Origin of the sequence: Paraburkholderia graminis (assembly GCF_003330785.1) — a bacterium.
Classification (GTDB): Bacteria; Pseudomonadota; Gammaproteobacteria; order Burkholderiales; family Burkholderiaceae; genus Paraburkholderia; species Paraburkholderia graminis.
Genome location: NZ_CP024935.1, coordinates 892,138 through 909,461 on the forward strand (window position 1 = coordinate 892,138; position 17,324 = coordinate 909,461).

Annotated in this window: 15 protein-coding genes; 8 read left to right on the forward strand and 7 right to left on the reverse strand. The window is 60.7% G+C overall.

Annotation, left to right across the window (positions count from 1 at the left end; genetic code table 11):
• The 3 genes from CUJ91_RS22265 (at position 1) to CUJ91_RS22275 (ending at position 3,116) form a co-directional block, all read left to right on the forward strand.
• Positions 1-1,341, forward strand: a complete 1,341-nt coding sequence (locus tag CUJ91_RS22265; RefSeq protein ID WP_006046761.1) for an ArsB/NhaD family transporter — start codon at positions 1-3, stop codon at positions 1,339-1,341.
• Positions 1,342-1,505: 164 nt separating this feature from the next.
• Positions 1,506-1,778 (forward strand): hypothetical protein, encoded by a 273-nt coding sequence (locus tag CUJ91_RS22270; protein WP_006046762.1) that lies wholly within the window; start codon positions 1,506-1,508, stop codon positions 1,776-1,778.
• A gap of 192 nt (positions 1,779-1,970) precedes the next feature.
• Entirely contained in the window at positions 1,971-3,116 is a 1,146-nt protein-coding gene (locus CUJ91_RS22275; protein ID WP_114157157.1) for an AI-2E family transporter, read from the forward strand.
• Between the two features lie 45 nt (positions 3,117-3,161).
• Here the strand turns inward: CUJ91_RS22275 and gad are convergent, their stop codons facing one another.
• The 5 genes from gad to CUJ91_RS22300 form a co-directional block, all read right to left on the reverse strand.
• Entirely contained in the window at positions 3,162-4,541 is a 1,380-nt protein-coding gene (gad, locus tag CUJ91_RS22280) for a glutamate decarboxylase (protein WP_006046764.1), read from the reverse strand.
• Positions 4,542-4,626: 85 nt separating this feature from the next.
• Positions 4,627-6,282 (reverse strand): bifunctional aspartate transaminase/aspartate 4-decarboxylase, encoded by a 1,656-nt coding sequence (locus CUJ91_RS22285; protein WP_006046765.1) that lies wholly within the window; start codon positions 6,280-6,282, stop codon positions 4,627-4,629.
• A gap of 56 nt (positions 6,283-6,338) precedes the next feature.
• Positions 6,339-8,030 (reverse strand): aspartate-alanine antiporter, encoded by a 1,692-nt coding sequence (gene aspT / locus CUJ91_RS22290; RefSeq protein WP_006046766.1) that lies wholly within the window; start codon positions 8,028-8,030, stop codon positions 6,339-6,341.
• Positions 8,031-8,226: 196 nt separating this feature from the next.
• A complete protein-coding gene (locus CUJ91_RS22295) occupies positions 8,227-8,814 on the reverse strand; it encodes a hypothetical protein (RefSeq protein WP_006046767.1) in 588 nt (195 codons plus the stop codon).
• A 163-nt stretch (positions 8,815-8,977) separates the two neighbouring features.
• Positions 8,978-10,729 (reverse strand): SulP family inorganic anion transporter, encoded by a 1,752-nt coding sequence (locus tag CUJ91_RS22300; protein WP_114157158.1) that lies wholly within the window; start codon positions 10,727-10,729, stop codon positions 8,978-8,980.
• A gap of 522 nt (positions 10,730-11,251) precedes the next feature.
• Here CUJ91_RS22300 and CUJ91_RS22305 point away from each other — a divergent pair.
• Positions 11,252-11,692 carry a glycine zipper family protein gene (locus CUJ91_RS22305; RefSeq protein ID WP_044020158.1) on the forward strand — a complete coding sequence of 147 codons (441 nt, stop codon included), beginning with the start codon at positions 11,252-11,254 and terminating at the stop codon, positions 11,690-11,692.
• Between the two features lie 161 nt (positions 11,693-11,853).
• The gene (locus CUJ91_RS22310; protein ID WP_006046770.1) at positions 11,854-12,441 is read left to right on the forward strand and encodes a BPSL1445 family SYLF domain-containing lipoprotein; all 588 of its coding nucleotides are present in this window, start codon (positions 11,854-11,856) and stop codon (positions 12,439-12,441) included.
• Between the two features lie 28 nt (positions 12,442-12,469).
• Here the strand turns inward: CUJ91_RS22310 and CUJ91_RS22315 are convergent, their stop codons facing one another.
• Together CUJ91_RS22315 and CUJ91_RS22320 are read right to left on the reverse strand one after the other, a co-directional pair.
• On the reverse strand, positions 12,470-12,727 hold the full coding sequence (locus tag CUJ91_RS22315; protein WP_006046771.1) for an RNA recognition motif domain-containing protein: 258 nt from the start codon (positions 12,725-12,727) through the stop codon (positions 12,470-12,472).
• Between the two features lie 232 nt (positions 12,728-12,959).
• The gene (locus CUJ91_RS22320; RefSeq protein ID WP_114157159.1) at positions 12,960-13,610 is read right to left on the reverse strand and encodes a VIT1/CCC1 transporter family protein; all 651 of its coding nucleotides are present in this window, start codon (positions 13,608-13,610) and stop codon (positions 12,960-12,962) included.
• A 228-nt stretch (positions 13,611-13,838) separates the two neighbouring features.
• On the opposite strand from CUJ91_RS22320, the gene ppk2 reads away from it, so the two are divergent.
• The 3 genes from ppk2 (at position 13,839) to CUJ91_RS22335 (ending at position 17,273) form a co-directional block, all read left to right on the forward strand.
• Positions 13,839-14,660 (forward strand): polyphosphate kinase 2, encoded by an 822-nt coding sequence (ppk2, locus tag CUJ91_RS22325; RefSeq protein WP_006046774.1) that lies wholly within the window; start codon positions 13,839-13,841, stop codon positions 14,658-14,660.
• Positions 14,661-15,423: 763 nt separating this feature from the next.
• A complete protein-coding gene (locus tag CUJ91_RS22330) occupies positions 15,424-16,647 on the forward strand; it encodes an ATP-binding protein (protein ID WP_244231090.1) in 1,224 nt (407 codons plus the stop codon).
• Entirely contained in the window at positions 16,644-17,273 is a 630-nt protein-coding gene (locus CUJ91_RS22335) for a response regulator transcription factor (RefSeq protein WP_006046776.1), read from the forward strand. Before CUJ91_RS22330 ends, CUJ91_RS22335 begins: the two co-directional genes overlap by 4 nt.
• Positions 17,274-17,324: the final 51 nt, after the last annotated feature.

Below are 17,324 nucleotides of genomic sequence, written 5' to 3' on the forward strand. Positions count from 1 at the left end.
ATGAGCGCAATGCAGGTCTATATCGTGGTGGGCGTGTTCGCGGCAGTGATACTCGCGATCGCGTTCAATGTGATCGACATGGCCGTGGCGGCGCTAGTCGGCATGTGCGTGCTGATCGTGCTGAACATTCTCGACGAGCAGGATCTTCTCGCTGCGGTGCGAATCGCCGCCGGGCCGATCAGTCTTCTGTTCGGCGGCATGGTCGTCGCGCGCATCCTCTCGACCACCGGAGTGTTCGATCTGATCGGCGATGTGTATCTGCGGGCGACCGGCGGCAGCGGGCGGCGTTTTCTTCTGCTTCTCATCGTTGTCGTCGCGCCCTTGTGCGCGTTGCTGCCGAATGCCACGACGGTGATCCTCCTCGCACCCATCATCATTCGCGTGGCGGTGGCACTCGAAGTGGATATCGTGCTGCCGATGATCCTCACGGCGATCGTCAGCAATGCCGCCGGACTGCTGACGCTGGTCGGCGATCCGGCGACGTTTCTGGTCGGCAGCTCGATCGGCATGACGTTCGGCAACTATTTGAAGCACGTGAGTCTTGGCGGCCTGCTGGCGCTCGCCGTCGTGGTGCCGTTGTTGCCGTTCCTGATGCCCGACATCTGGCGAGTGCGGCGGACCTTGCCGCCTGCGGAACAGCGCGCGCGCATCGCGAGGCCCGCATACGCCGGTCTGTCGCTCGCGGTGCTGGCCGCAATGATGGTGCTGTTCGTGTTCGGCGAAGCGCTGCCGACGCGCCTCCTCCCGCCGATGGTCGCGCTGATTGCCAGTGCGCTGGCGCTACTCGTCGGTTATGCGGCGAAAGTCGAACCGACCGACAACGTGCTGCGCGATGTCGACTGGAAAACGCTGCTGTTCCTCGCCTGCATTTTCTGTCTGGTTCAGGCGATGGCGAAGACGGGGCTTCTTCAGGTCATGTCGGTCAAGCTATACGAGTTGTTCGGCACGCGCCTTACGCTCGTCGCGCTCGCGATGATCGCGGGCATCGGGCTGCTTTCGTCACTGCTTGCCAACGTGCCCGTAGCGGCGGCGTCTATCGTGATGGTAAAGGGCTACCTGGTGGCGGCGGAGTTCGTGCCCGAAGTCGCGCTCTCGGATCAGTTCACGCAGTGGCCTGCGCCTACGATCGCGGTGTTCGTCGGCATGATGTTCGGTGCGACGCTCGGTGGCAACGCGACACTTGTCGGAGCCGCGGCCAACATAGTGGCAGCGGGAATCTGCGCACGCGAAGGCAAGCCCATTACGTTTGTCCGCTTTCTGCGCTACGGGCTGCCTGTCACCGTTGCGCAACTGGCGGCGTCGGCGGTCTATGTGTTCGCACTCGCGCATTTCATGCGGTGACGCGCACACGCACCGCCGCGTGCCAGGAAGACGAATGCGCAGCCAGGCAGCCCGATCATGGGACCAAAGTCCAATACAACTTTCGTCTGGACGTGTATAGGCTGGAAGCTCGCCGGCTTTAATCGGCAGATTCAACGATGCGAGCATAACGTCTGGAGTCCGTCATGAAACACCTGATCGCGGTCGCGGCGGCCGCTTCTCTTGCACTGGCATCCGTTCCTGGTGTCTGGGCGCAAGGCGCTTCTGGAACAACTGCACCGTCAGCGGCTGACCATCCCGATGAAATCGTGAAAATGCACCAGCAGGTCGCTGCGGCGAATCGCGAGTACGACAGGGAAGTCGCGGCTGCCAAAAAGGTCTTTGACCATAAGAAAAGCGACGCCAAAAAGAAACGCGACGTGGCTGTAGCCGCTGCGCGTCAGGGCGTGGACCAGTAGTAGCGGCAGTGAAGAGCGACGGCCCGACGCTGCGTTACAGCGTCGCGTATTGCCTTCGCTGTGGCAGCGAGCGACGCTTGCGCCTGTTCCGCTGGACGATGCCGCTTTCGGCCAATCCCGTGCTGCGATCCTGAACCTGACGGTTCTTCTCGCGCACGCGTGCATTGCGCTATTCCTGCGCGGAGATAACCGATGCTGCCCACACCGACCGTTCACAGAACGCTATCCCGGGAAATGCTCGACGTATTGATTCGCGCCGGGCTGATCACTGTTCTTGCCGTATTTTGTTTCCGGATCGTCGTTCCGTTCCTCGACCTGATGGTCTGGGGGCTGATCCTTGCGATCACGCTTTATCCGTTGCACATCCGGTTGCGCAGGAGCTTGCGCAACCGGGACGGTCTCGTTGCCACGCTGATCGTCCTCGTCGCGTTCGGCGTCATTCTGGTGCCGAGCTATCTGCTGGGCGTCGCGGTCGCCGATTCGATCGAGCATGTGATGGCGGTGGTGAAAAGCGGCAGCTTCCGCATTCCGCCGCCGGCAGAATCGGTTGCAGGCTGGCCGCTGGTCGGCCAGCACGTGCACGACTTCTGGCAGCAGGCCTCGACAGACCTGACGGGCCTCGCGCAGCGGTTTGCGCCGCAACTCAAAGAAGCCGGCCGTGCGTTGCTCGGCACCGTCACCGGCTTAGGCGCGGGACTGCTCGTTTTCTTCGTCGCGCTGATCGTCGCGGGAATTCTCATGGCGTATGGCGAAAGGGGCCACCGCAGCGCGCAGCAGATTGCGTCACGCATCTCCGGTCCTGAGCGGGGCGCGCAGATCACCGATCTCTGTACGGCGACGATTCGCGCGGTCGCTCAAGGCGTGGTGGGCATCGCGTTCATCCAGATGTTGCTGATCGGCGGCGGGTTCGTGGTGATGGGTATTCCGGCCGCGGGCTTGCTGGCGCTCGGCGTACTGCTTATCGGCATCATGCAATTGCCTGCCACGCTGATTACGCTTCCGGTGATCGCGTTCGTGATGCTCACGGAAGGCGTCAGCACGGCGACGATCGCCTTCTCCGCGTATGTGTTCGTCGCGGGCCTGGCCGATAACGTGCTCAAGCCGTTGCTGCTGGGCCGAGGCGTCGCGGTGCCGATGCCCGTGGTGCTGATCGGCGCGCTGGGCGGCATGGTGACAGGCGGCGTCATTGGGCTGTTCATCGGCCCCGTCATGCTTGCTGTCGGTTACGAGTTGTTCTGGCGATGGGTGAAAGACCAGCCGCAGGCCGAGCGGATCGACGAGAACGAGCCCGCGCGCCTCGTGCAGACAGAGACAGCCGAAGTACCGAAGCATTCGTGACGCTGCCACACGGCGCCGGCTCGCGTCCACGTCGCGATAAGCACTTCAGCATTTCACTGTAGAGGACGTTTCCACGCTGTGCGTGTGCAGCCTGGGCGGGGTCGCGTTTCCGCCGTGTTCCGCGAGGAATCTGCAGGCGCGAATGATATCGCCGCCGAGCAGTAACGCGGAGTTACGGTTGATGTGAGGCCGCACCACGATCCGAAGGCTCTTCACCTCTTCAGCATCGGGCGGCATTGAATAGGCGGACAGCACCCAGCCTTTTTCGCGAACCTTGTTCGAAACGTCGAATTCGTTGAAGTTCGTGATTCGTTTGTCCAACGTCACGGCGACAACGGGGATGCGTTGCGTCTCGTTCATGATCGTGAAATAGCCGCTCTTCACGATCATTTCTCGCAGCGCGATGGCGTTGTTCAAGGTGTGCTTCATGATTCGTCTATAGCCGTCGAACCCAAGGCGCAAGAACATGTAGTACTGAACCGCGACCTGGAAAGCGTTGCGGCTGAAGTTCAACGTGGCGGTCGGCATTTCGCCGCCCAGGTAGTTGACGTAGAACACCAGGTCTTCGTTGAATATTTTCCGTTCCCGAAAAACCACCCAGCCGAGTCCGGGCGGCGCCAGTCCGTATTTGTGACCGGACGCGTTGATCGATTGCACGCGTGGCAGCCTGAAGTCCCATTCGTAGTCAGGATAAAGGAACGGATTAACGAATCCGCCCGACGCGCCGTCGATATGCATCGGAACCGAAATGCCGGTCTTCTGCTCATAGGCGTCGAGCCAGTCATGAATGCCCTTGATGTCGTCGTCTTCGCCAGTGAAAGTCTGGCCGGCAATGGCGACTACGGCGATCGTGTTTTCGTCGACATACTTGTCCAGTTGCTCCGCGGTTAGCCGATAGTTGCCCGGCCTGAGCGGAACGATGCGGGGCTCGACGTCGAAATAGCGCAGGAATTTTTTCCACACAATCTGCACATTGCCGCCCGTCACCATATTAGGCCGGGTCGCATCCTTGCCTTCACGCTCGCGCTTCTGGCGCCAGTTCCACTTGTGTGCGAGCCCGGCGAGCATGCAGGCTTCCGACGACCCAATCGTAGCCGTGCCGTACGGCTCGACTCCTGCCGGGCCATTCCATAGTTGATGCAGCCACTTCACCATGCGCGTTTCGGTTGCGAAAACCTGCGGGTACATGTCGTGGTCGATGTAGTTCTTGAAGATGTTGCGTTTCGCGACTTCTGCCGCTTCGGGCTCGGCCCATGTCGTCACGAACGACGACATGTTGAGCATCGGATTGGCGTCGGTCCATTCGTCGCTGATCACGAGCGCTGCTGCCGCTTTCGCCGACATGCCCTGTTGCGGAAATGCGTTTTCAGGCACCTCCAGGTTGAATTCGTCATACGGGGTCATCTTCTCGGGGGGCGTAGTCATATGCGTCTCCTCAACAGGAATAGCGGACGCGGGTCGGCTGCTTGCGGACCCGCGCGCAGACATTGCGGTGCGGCTCGAGACGGATCTATAAGGTTTTATTCCGGTCGAGCGTGTTGCCTGTTTCACTGTTGTATCGGTCGACATGCTCGGAAAGCATGTGCCGTACGGCCTTGCCGATCTGCCTGTAGTCCGACTCGTTGAGATTGGCGAGCGAAACGCGACCCGATGGATGCATCGTCCCAAAGCCGCGCCCCGGCAGAAGTACGACACGAGCTTCACGCGCGAGACGGAACAGCAGCTCAGTGGGCGCGGTATTCTTGAGCAGCCATTCGACGAACTCGCGACCGTACGCCCGCTCGGCGAGATACTCGAGGTCGAGAACCGCGTAGTAATCGACCTGATTGGGATCGGTATCCTCGAATGAAATGCCGATCTCGTCGTAGAGTGCTTTCTTGCGGTTGCGGATGAGCCGCTTCAATGCGTTCTTGTACGCGTCGGGCGTATCCATTAACGAAAACAGCGAGAACAGCACCATCTGAACCTGCTGCGGCGTCGACAACCCGGCCGTATGGTTGAGTGCCACAGTACGACTGTCGGCCACCAGGCGGTCAATAAACTTCAGTTGATCGGGCTCGGTCGTGATCGACTCGTATCGGTGATGCATCACTTTTTTGACGTCCTGCGGCAATTCGGCGAGCAGACGGTCCAGCACATTATCTCGATGCGTCGCGATCGCGCCAAGCCGCCAGCCCGTCGCGCCGAAGTACTTCGAGTACGAATAGACGAGAATCGTGTTGTGAGGCGCGAGGGCAAAGAGCGACACGAAGTCATCGGCGAATGTGCCGTACACGTCGTCAGTCAGCAGAATCAGGTCGGGGCGTTCTTTCACGATGTCGGCGATATACCGGAGACTGTCGTCGCTGACCTTGACAGACGACGGGTTGCTCGGATTGACGAGAAAGAATGCCTTCACCGTTGGGTCGCGTAGTTTGTCGAGTTCCTCATTCGAGTACTGCCAGTTGTTCTCCACAGTGGCGTTCAGATTGACTACGTCGAGCTCATAGTCGTTTAGCCGTGGAATTTCGATGTAAGGCGTAAAAATCGGCATGCCGAGCGCAATCCTGTCGCCCGGTTTGATGAGCCGGTTCTCGCGCATCGTGTTGAAGATATAGGTCATTGCCGCCGTCCCGCCTTCAACCGCGAAGAGGTCGAATTCGCCGACGAACGGATGCTTGCCGATCATCTCGCGTCGCAGATACTGTCCGACGATGATTTCCGACAGCTTCAGCATCCTGTCGGGCACCGGATAGTTCGACGCGAGAATGCCCTCGCACATCTCATACAGAAAATCGTTGGCGGAAAGCCCGAGCTGGTCGCGCACATAGGAAACGGCGCCCGCCAGGAAGTCGATGCCCGGCGTGCCCTTGTTCTCACGCACGAACAGCTCGAAGCGTTCGGAGAGCCCATCGCGCTTCGGAAATCCGCCGACGCCCTCCGGCATGTACGCGAATGAACGTTCCGACTCGCGCATCGCAAAGAGACCGAGTTGCCAGAAACCGTGGCGCGGAATTGTCGCGAGAAAGTTCGGGTTGCCGCGGCCCGCGTTGAGCATGGCCAGATTCGCTGGGCGTTCCACCGCGCTGCCGCCAGCGGCTTTGATGAGTTCATCTTTCAGCTCGAAGGGGCTGAGTGCGGCCAGTTTCGAAGTATCGCCTGCCGCCGATTTGCGGGACTTCTCCATCACTTACCTCCAGATCGAGTATTGCGTATTCAGGTAGCCACGCACGCATTGCGCTGTCATGAAAGGACTATCACGATCACCATCCCCCAGATCGTGAGGAGTGTGTTGCCGACCGCGTAGGTGACGGTGTATCCCAGACCGGGCACCTGGCTTTTCGCCGCATCGCAGACCATTCCGAGCGCTGCCGTCGTGGTTCGGGCACCCGCACAGATGCCGAACAGCAGCGCGGGATGGAATTTGAATATGTACTTGGCGATGAACATGCCGAGGATCAGCGGGACCGATGTTGCGACGATGCCCCAAAGAAACAGACTGACGCCGAGTTGCTGCAATCCGGCGACGAAACCGGGACCGGCGGTGATGCCCACCACCGCGATGAACACGTTCAACCCCACCGAGTTCATGAACCAGATTGTCGGCTCGGGAATGCGGCCGAACGTCGGATGTATCGCACGGAACCAGCCGAATGCGATGCCGGCGATGAGCGCGCCGCCCGCCGTCGACAACGTAATTGGAATCGCGCCGACACGGATCACCACTGCACCGATCAGGGCGCCCACCGCAATGGCGAGCGAGACGAAAGCCATATCGGCTACGCTTGTCGACCGGTCCAGCACGCCGATGGCCTCGGCTGCGGCGGTTGTATCCTGCGTTCGTCCGACGACGGTGATCACATCGCCGCGGTGCAACCTGGTGTTGGGCAGTATCGGAATGGGCGTCTCAGTCGGTCCGCGCTTGATCTTCCGTAAAAACACTCCTCTTGCAGCGGGGAGTGTGCTCAGTTCCTGCAGCGTCTTGTTGTCGATTGCCTTGCTGGTCACGTAGATGTCGACACCTTCGACAGGAACCGCGAGAAGGTCGGGATCGTCGATCTCCAGTGCCGCGGGCCCGATGGCGTTGACAAGTTGTTCACGGCGTCCCGCCACCGCGACGATGTCGTCGGGTTGTAAAACCAGATCGAGTGTGGCGTCCCGTATCTGGCCGTCGCGTCTGATGCGTTCAATAAAAAGCCTGCTGTTTACCGCAGCCATTGTTTCGGCCTGTGCAACTGTCAACCCTGCGGCAGGCCCGTTGCTTTGAACACGATATGCGCGGAATTCGAATTTATGCCATGCCTGTCCAGCGCCGCCCAGTTCGCGCGTGGCGCCAAGGCTTGCTTCATACTCTTTGCAGGCGGCCACGAGGTCGATGCGCAATAGCCGGGGGCCGAGCGTGGCGAGTATCAGTGCAGAGCCGATCGTGCCGAATATATAGGTGACGGCATAGGCGGTCGGCATGGCATTGAGAAGCGCCTTGCTCTCGTCCGCCGGCAAGCCGAGGCGATTGATGGCGTCGGTGGCGAGGCCCATCGACGCTGAGATTGTTTGCGAGCCGGCCAACAGCCCGGCAGCGGAGCCGATGCTGTAACCCGCGACTTTTGCCGCGACCACAGGCGCCGCCAGACATAGCAGGCACTGAACCACGGAGAAAAGCGCTTGCGGAATGCCGTCCTTCGCGATGCCCCGTACGAATTGCGGACCCACGCCGTATCCCACTGCGAAGAGGAACATCAGGAAGAAAACTGACTTCACATTCGGCGAAACAGTAATGCCTAGCTGGCCTATCGCTATGGCGGCGAGAAGCGTTGCCGTCACCGCGCCGAGACTAAATCCCTTGAAGCTTTTTCCGCCGACCCAATAGCCAATTCCAAGAGACAGGAAAATTGCAATTTCCGGGTAACTGCGTAGTGTTTCCGAGAGCCATGACATACGCACTCCTGATGGAAAGTACTCCGTCCAAAGGAAGCAGTTGGTCCGATACAGTTTCTCTGCGACGCCTTGTTTTCGCGACCCTATCAAGATTACATTTCCGACATTTCGCGATGTATCGGACCTTGGTCCTATTTGGTGCAGTTTCGTCGGCTTTGCCGTTTTTTTTGCGAGACCCCAAGTCAGCGCAAAAGCATTATTTCTTGACGGCCGGTTCGACCGAGATGGCAAGCGCTTCGGTATACACGGCTTCCACCTGATCGCCCTTTTTTATGTTCGCGATCTGTTCCGGATCTTCGACAACCAGGTCTACTATGTTGCCCTTGGGACCCTTCAGCGTGACGGTTTTGGTTTTGGGGTGAACTGCGATCACGTCGGCGACGATTGTGACTTGTCGCCCTAATGTGCCGCCGGGTTTTTGGCCTTTGGCCGCGCGCTCCATTGAAGGCTGTTCGGAAATCGACGCGGGCTCAGTGCCGTTTTTCTTGAGACTGAGGCTCAGCGATTCGCGATAGACCGTTGTCACCACGTCGCCTACCTTCAACTGGTCGAAGTTGCGCGCCTCGGGGCCGACTTCGACCTCGACCATTTTTCCTTGCTGCGTTTTTAACGTGACAGTTCGGGTCGCAGCATCGATAGAGTCCACGGTCGCCGTCATCCGGCTGGTGCCTTTAATGCTGGCGTGGCCGGGAGCTTTCATCGTCTCCACATTTTCCGTCTGTGCCCACGCTGTCGGGGCGATGGCGATCATCGTGGCGATGAGTAGCGCTGTTCTGTGCTTCATTGAATTCTCCATTGGGTGAGGACACTCTTTCGTTGACAGTCCGGACATGCCGGGAATCCGCCATGCCTTGGACCACCAGGTGCAAAGCAGGGCAAGCAAGGCATTGGCATGCCGGATCGTTGGACGCCTTCTTCTGTCTGTTTGCAGTTCCTCCCTGTGGCTGTCAGTTGGGCGGCGCGATAACGCCGGCGCTGGCAACGCCACGCCACTCGTCGATGACATCGGCCACCGACACGCGCCGTCCGATATAACCCACCTGTTGTTCCACTCCCTCGGCGCGCAGGATATCGCGCGCGCTTGCATGAGCACTGACGAGCCGCAGGCGTATGCCGGCCGCTGCCAGTTCGGCGTGCAACGCCGACAGCATGCGCGCGCCCGCAAGATCGACGAACGGCGAAGCGGAGAGATCGCATATCACGAGCGAGTGCGTCTGCGCGGAAGCGCGAATATGTGCCCACACCGTGGCGCGAACATAGTCGGCGTTGAAGTAGAGCAACGATGCTTCGACCCGGAACATCAATGCGCCAGGTACTGGCTGATTGTCGGGATTGCGCTCGATGTCCGAATAGCGGCGCGTGCCGGGAATGCGGCCCAGAACCGCGACGTGCGGACAGGCAGCGCGTCTGATAAGCAGCAACATGGAGACGAGCACGGCGAAAATGACGCCTTTCAGAATCCCAAGCAACAGCACCGCGGCAAAAGCCACCATCGCAACGAGAAATTCATAGCGGCTGACGCGCCATACGTGGCGCAGTTCGTCGACGTCGATGAGACCTTTAACCGCGATGAGCACGATCGCCGCGAGAACCACGTTAGGCAGATTGGCGAGGAGTCCTGTCAGGAACATCAGGCAAAGCCCGATCGTCACGGAAGCGAAGACGAGCGAGAGGGGCGTCCTTGCGCCGGCTTTATCGTTCACCGACGATTGGGAGAGTCCGCCGGCCACAGGGAAACCCTGAAAAAAGCCAGCCGCCAGATTTGCAGCGCCGAGGCCCAGCAATTCCTGACGCGGATCGATCTCATAGCCTCGCGTGTGCGCGATGGCGCGCGCGGCGGAGACGCTTTCTACATAAGCGAGCAGCAGACAGGCGAAGGCGAGCGGAATCACTCCGTCCACGTCGCGCAAGCGTAGGCCCGGCGCATGAAACGCGGGCAAGCCCTGTGGGATCGCACCGACGACCTTGACGCCCATCGATGCGAGCGGTGTGACCGACATCAGGATGATGGAGGCCACGACCAGCAGCAGCGCGACAGGGCGCCCCGGCAGATGCCGTTCTCCGAGCAGCAGCAGGACGATGACGGCTAGCCCGAACGCGAGCACCGTGAAATTCGTATCGGGGAGTTGCCGGGCGAGCACGACGATGCGCTCGAAGAACTGTTCGCCTCCACCCTTGACACCGAACAGCTTGGGCAACTGCGTGAGCGCGATCGTGAGCGCCGCGCCGGCCTTGAAGCCAAGCAGAATCGTTTCACTGATGAAGTTGACGAGGGAGCTGAGCCGAAGTATCCATGCCACGACGCACATCGCTCCCAGCAGTATTGCCGTCAGCGCCGCGATGGACGCGAAGCGCTCAGGGTCTCCACCTGCGAGGCCCGCGACCGTCACGCCGACGAGCATTGAAATGGCCGATGTCGGTCCGACCGCAAGCTGCCGCGAGGATCCGAAGATGGCGTAGCAGAGGCCGCCGAGCAGATAACAGTAGATGCCGTATTGGGGCGGCAACCCGGCAAGCGTTGCATACGCGAGCGACACTGGAATGCCGTAGGCCGCAAGCGTCACGCCCGCAATCGCGTCGTGCCTCAGCCACTCGGCGCGGTAGGCAGGAAGCCACTGCGCGACGGGAAATACCGCACGCCAGCCGGCGACACGCTCCGGGTTCAACATGGATGGCTGTGGGCGAGGCGGGTCGCTCATCGCGAGGTCTCCTTTCGCGGAGCCGGTTCGAGCTCGTAGCGGGGCGCGAACAGAGCCGTCCGGGCGTCACCCATTCACGGCGACGATCATGTACCGATTGTTCAGCATAGTGCGGGGGAGAACCGGTGCACATCGGACTTTGGTCCTGGTGCAGATTGCGGCTGTCCGATGGCATCGTCGAACGGATACGACCATGGTCCGATTGTGTTCGCCCGGCAGGCGACACAATCTTCGAAGCAGGACTGTGCGTTCCCAGGTTCGCGGCGCGCCTGCGCGACCTGCGCGCGTGCGTGACGGATAGGGACGAGTCGCACAGACACGCTGACGGCGGCCGACGGTCGATGGGCTTCGGCGCGGCGGTGAGGTTCGTCAGCGTCCATGACGATATGCGTCGACGGCGCCGCATGCGGGCCGCTGTATCCGACGGCGCGGCACGCACCGGCAGATGCAATCCGATGCCGTCATCGCGCGCCCAATCGAGGAGTCGCTGTGAACACTTACAGGGAACGCTGCTTTTGCGCGGTGCTTGCGAGCGGAGTGTTGTTTGGCTCCGCCGTGCAGGCCAAGCCGGTTGCCTATCCCGCCAAAGGGCAAAGCCAGCAACAGCAGCAGAAGGACGACGGCGCATGCTATTCGTGGGCCAAGAGCAACACGGGCATCGATCCAGCGACGGTGAACACCAGCCCGCCACCACCTTCGGGACCTGCGGTCGGCGGCGGCGAGCGTGTTAGAGGCGCCGCGCGAGGCGCCGCTGGAGGCGCAGCGATAGGCGCGATTGCCGGTGACGCGGGCAAGGGCGCCGCAATCGGTGCAGCGGGTGGCACGATGGCCGGCGGCGCGCGGGCTCGCAACAATCAACGGGCTGCAGCGGCCTCCACTCAGGCTCAATCGCAAGGGGCTATCGATACTTATGATCGGGCGTGGGCCGCATGCATGCAGGGGCGCGGATATTCGGTGAAATGAGGCGAAAGAGGGATCCTAAGCGACGCAACGAGTTGCGCGCCTCCCGCGACGCGGATACGAGCGCGCTGTAAGACCAAAGTCCGATTCGCCGATTCGGCCGCCATGACATCATGTAATCGGGCACGGAAAGTTTCGCCACGGCAACACTATGGAGGTGAACAATGAACAGACGGCATTTTGTGCTGACGACTACTGCTGCCGCGGCCGCCGGGACTCTGGTTCTTGCCGGTTGCACGATGACGTCCAGCAGCGGCAAGAGTGGCGAGACCGATGCTTCGAAGCGCCAGGCGATAGATGCGAGCGTCGATGGCACGTTGAGCCGGCTGTCATCGACGGTGCAAGGTTCGCGCGAGCTCATGTCGAAGGCTCAAGGCATCCTCGTGTTCCCGGACGTGAAGAAGGCGGCGTTTATCGTCGGCGCCGAGTATGGCGAGGGCGCATTGCGTTCCGGCGGCAAGACGGCCGGCTACTTCAGCGTGGCGGGAGCGTCGTTTGGGTTCCAGGCAGGGGCACAGTCGACCGCGGTCATTTTCCTCTTCATGACCCAGGATTCGCTCGCGGCGTTCCAAAGCTCGGCGGGCTGGTCGGCGGGTGGCGATGTGGGCGTTTCGATCGCCAAGGTCGGTGCCAACGGGGCTATCGATACGACGTCCGCGTCGTCGCAAGTCGTGGCGCTCGTGCTGACCAATGTCGGTCTGATGGCCGATGCGTCGGTCAACGGCGCGAAAGTGACCCGGCTGACGATATGAACGCGCCGCGCCACGTGCGCGGCTTCTCCTAGCTGTCGTCGTGCTCCGGCATGACCTGCGCGACAATGGTCCGGCTCTTCCAGAACATGTTGTGGATTCGGGACTGCAGGCGGCGCAATGCGTCCGGCGGAGTGTCGTGGAAGGTGAGCACGAGCGCGGGCCGTGCTCCGGTTCCGTGATAGCGCATGACCTGATCAAACGGCGGAAATCCGTACTTGATAAGAAAGTCCCTGATTTCGTCGTCCGAAGTGCTCTCTTCGACGTTTCCTATCCAGAGATCGGCCATGATGCGCTCCTTGAGTGTCCGTCAATTCATCGGTCGGGCCATGAGGTTGACGCCGCCGCCGCTATACGGCGGCTCTCGGGCCAAGCGCGGGATCAGCGGTGGGCGGCTCGCCATCGCTTTGATCCTGAAGGCGGCAGTTGACCCTGGCAATTAGACCAAAGTCCTACACGCGCACGGCGGTCGCTCTAATGCGCCGGTTTCTCCGCATGGCCTCTGTCCCGATGCAGCCACGCTAACCTCCCAGCGCTTTCACCGCCGCGATGAGCACGACGCCGAGCAAGGCCATAGCAAGGCCCGTGCGCAGCGGCTTCAGATATTCCGCGTAGCGGCCCAGCGCGACGCCAAGCACGAACAGCATCGCGACGGTGATTACCCGTGACGTGTTCATGGCGGCCTTCACGTCGCTCAACAGCAGAAAAGGGACGACGACCGGAAAAGTGGCAATGACCACGAGCGCGAAGATGCCGGCGGCTTCGACAAAGTCCCGCGGCCCCAGTGCGTGACGACGAAGCGGCTCGATCGTCTGCAAACGCCTGCGCATACCCTCGAGTTCGTCGTCACCCGTAATGGCCCGCACGTGCTCCGGCAATTCATCGGCAATCAGTCGGCGTGCGCCGTTCGCGTCCGCGCCGAGCGCCTTGTGTGCGATCCGGCGTATCCGCGTGCGTTCGGTCGCGGTCCGCATCAGATACATGACTGCGTCAACAAGTCCCCACGCGATATTGCAGCCGAGGGCGGCAATGGTCGCCGCACGGGCCGGGTCGCGCGAGGTGGAAGCTATCGATACGGAGCCCATAATTGTCACGGCCATGAGGAGGCCGAACAGGATTTCGGAGACGCGATCGATGAGATTAAGCAACGGCACACGCTTATCCTGCTCCATGAACACCTCTTACCGATTGTTCATTGTTCATTACCTGACGGCTTCTTCGGGCGCGGCTATTTGCGCTATCGACGGATGCGCGCTGCGTTGAACCGGCTACGCCATGCATTGGATCATGGTGGCCGCTCGCCAACATCGGCCTAAGGTCCTATTGCCCGCGTCTTATCCGGCGTCGATAGTCGAGAAGGCAAGCGGTGCCGCGCGGGCACAGAATATGGAGGCGAGACTATGTCCAGAATGGCCGATGCCAGCAACGTCGAAGACGCCGGACGTGCGCGCAAGCTCGACAACAAGGCGTATATGAAGGAGCTTGCGAGGCTTCATGTCGAACTGGTCCAGCTTCAGGAATGGACGAAAGCAAGCGGCGCGAAAATATGCGTGATCTTCGAGGGCCGCGATGGCGCGGGCAAGGGCGGCACCATTAAAGCGATTACAGAACGCGTCAGTCCGCGCGTCTTCCGGGTCGTCGCACTGCCTGCACCCACCGAGCGTGAAAAGAGTCAGATGTACATTCAGCGCTATCTGCCCTACCTGCCAGCAGCGGGAGAAATCATGCTGTTCGACCGAAGCTGGTACAACCGGGCAGGCGTCGAGCGCGTCATGGGTTTTTGCACCGATGAACAGGTGCAGGAGTTTCTGCGCGTCGTGCCACTCGTCGAACGCGCGATTATTCATTCGGGCGTGATTCTCCTCAAGTACTGGCTGGAGGTGAGTCCCGAGGAGCAGACGCGGCGGCTCGAAGCGCGCATCAAGGACGAGCGCAAGATCTGGAAGCTTTCTCCGATGGACATCGAATCGTACCGGCGCTGGTACGATTATTCACGCGCCCGCGACGATATGTTCGCGATGACCGACACGGAATTCGCACCGTGGCATGTCGTGATCTCGAACGATAAGAAGCGGGCACGCCTGAATCTCATTAGCCATCTATTGAGCCAGATTCCGTATGAGCCCGTGCGACGCGAAGCAATTCAATTGCCGTCGCGACAGAAGGCGAAGAGCTATCAGGAGCCCGCTTATCCGTATAAATATGTACCCGAAAAATTTTGACACGGGTTATACGGTTTGCGTATCCAGACGACTTGCACACGATATATCAGCGCTTCGAACCTTCGGCGGTGTGACGGCGCTTCATGTCCGTATTCCAGCCCTGAAACGCAATGCGGCACGTCATTCCAACGGCGTTCAGGCTATGTGCGGACAGCCTTAATAGACCCGGTGAATCATTCAGTCTTTTTTACTTGGTCGAGATCGAGGGTCAGTCAAATATTAGGGAAAATCTGACAACAAGCCTGTCATTTCATTACGCTTAAGTATATCTTTCTCAAAAGACGCGCAGACAGAACATCGTCTTAGCCGGGTCCGCGGTCGAATACTTCGCTATTAGTGGATCGCTGCTGAATTCACAGGTCGGTGCGCTGGCTCGTCAGCGAGAAGGTTCGCGGCCACGCGGCAAGCATCGGCTGCAAACTGCTGCAAATCGACGTTGCTGCTCGACACCGTAAGGCATCCTACGGAGAGTTCGATCATGAATGGTCTCAGGCATCATCATCGCAACGTAGTGTCCGAAGTCGTGGCAGCAGTTGAGCGGCTCATTTCTCCAGGGCGGGTTCGCGCCGCCGCTTCCGGATCAGCGCTCGAGCTTATGGCGGGCACAATTAGGACACCCATGCATCTGCACGACGCAGGATTCCATCTCCCTCGCGACCGGTCGGCAGCGGGCCAGAATACCGTGCGTCGGGACCCGCGCAGCACACGCGCGCACAGGCATTCCGCGGTAGCTCAAGTCGGACGGGCGAGCCGATTGAGCGCTGTGCTAGCCGGATATATACCCTGGTGGCACCGCCGCGCGAACGACGCGCCGTCTGCCTACGCAGGCGCCGATCTGAGGCCGCTGCTGGATGCGATGCCGGTTGCGGTGATGGTCGTCGATGACGACTATCGGGTCATGCAGGTCAATGAACCGGCGGCGGCGCTCTTCGGGTATACGACAAACGAACTGTGCAGCCTGTCCTTCATGCAATTGTGTCCGCGCATGGCGGACGACACCGCGCACGACACAGCCGACGACACAGCCGACGACACAGATAAGCAGGCCATACCCTCGGGCGCCTTCGTGCCGGGTTCGCGCGCTGGGACCGCAGGCGTGCGACGCATGGCGGTCGCCCGGTGCAGGGACGGTGGCGAGCGTCCGGTCAGCGTGCAATGCACGCGATATGAAGCGGGCGCATCGCCGTGGATCGTGACTATCGTCGATCCGTGCGAACACGCGCACGCCTCCGCAGACGACCTGAAGAGTGTGCAACCCGCACGCGTGTCGGATCTGAGCGAAATGGCGGCGGCTCTCGCGCATGAAATCAATCAGCCGCTCACCGCGATTCTCGGCAACGCGCAGGCGGCGCAGCGATTTCTCCAGTCGCCCGTAAGCGACCCTGACAATTTGCGGGAAGCGCTCGCGGACATCGTCGACGATAGCTTCAGAGCCACTGAAATTGTTCGCAAACTGCGCCAACTGGTCAGAGGCGCGACGCCCGAAACGCGGCCGCTCGCGATCGACACCCTCGTGCGCGGCGCGACCCACCTGATGCGCCGCAGTGCGCTCGCACTTGGCGTAAGCGTCACGCTCGACGTCGAGAAGCATTTGCCGCAAGTACGCGGCGACAACACGCAGTTGCAGCAGGTGATGATCAATCTGTTGCAAAACGCATTCGACGCCGTCGAACAGTGCAGTGCGGAACATCGCGTGGTCTCGGTGAGAATCAGGGCAGCGCCTCAGCAGGCAGGCGTCAGCATCACCGTGAACGATCGGGGGCAGGGGCTCAATGCGGACCAGGTCGGCGACGTGTTCAAACCTTTTTTCACGTCGAAGATGCATGGGCTCGGCCTCGGCCTGTCGATCAGCAGTTCGATAATCTCGATGCATGGCGGCCGTCTGTGGGCCGACAACAACGATGATGGGGGTGCAACATTTCACATCCTGCTTCCATCGGCGGGCGGCGCTGAAGGGCTGGCATCCGGTTCTCGCTATACGTCGTGAACGCTTCCGCTCCCGTGGTGTTCATCGTCGATGACGACGAACACGTCCGCACTGCTCTGGCACGGCTGATCCGCTCCGCGGGGCATCGCGTGGAAACGTTCGCCAGTGCGGAAGCGTTTATCGAAGACGCCGATCTGGAAGCGTCTCCGGCATGTCTGTTGCTGGACCTGCAACTTCCCGATCTGAGCGGACTCGCGCTCCAACGCCGGTTGCACGAGTGCGTGCCGGTCATCGTCATCTCCGGTCATGGCGACCTGGATTCCGCTATCGATGCAATGAAGGCCGGTGCGGCTGACTTCCTGCCGAAGCCTGTCCATGACGCCGTGTTGCTCGACGTGCTGGAACGCGCGCTGGAACGGGCACGGCGCATTTTCGCCGCGCGCGCGGAACTCGCCGACATCCATAGCCGCCTGAATCAGCTTACGCCGCGCGAGCGCGAGGTGATGATGCTCGTGGTGGAAGGCTATCTGAACAAGCAGGTGGCGAGCGAACTCGGGGCGGCGGAAAAGACCATCAAGATCCATCGCGCACGTGTGATGGAAAAGATGAAAGCCGGTTCGCTTGCTGAACTCGTCCGTCTTGCCGAGAAGGCTCGTTTGGCACAGAGCGCAGACCCCGGGCGCTAGCGGAACGCACGCGTGTCATCCGTGTACGGGCGTTCTGCCTATCCGCAAATC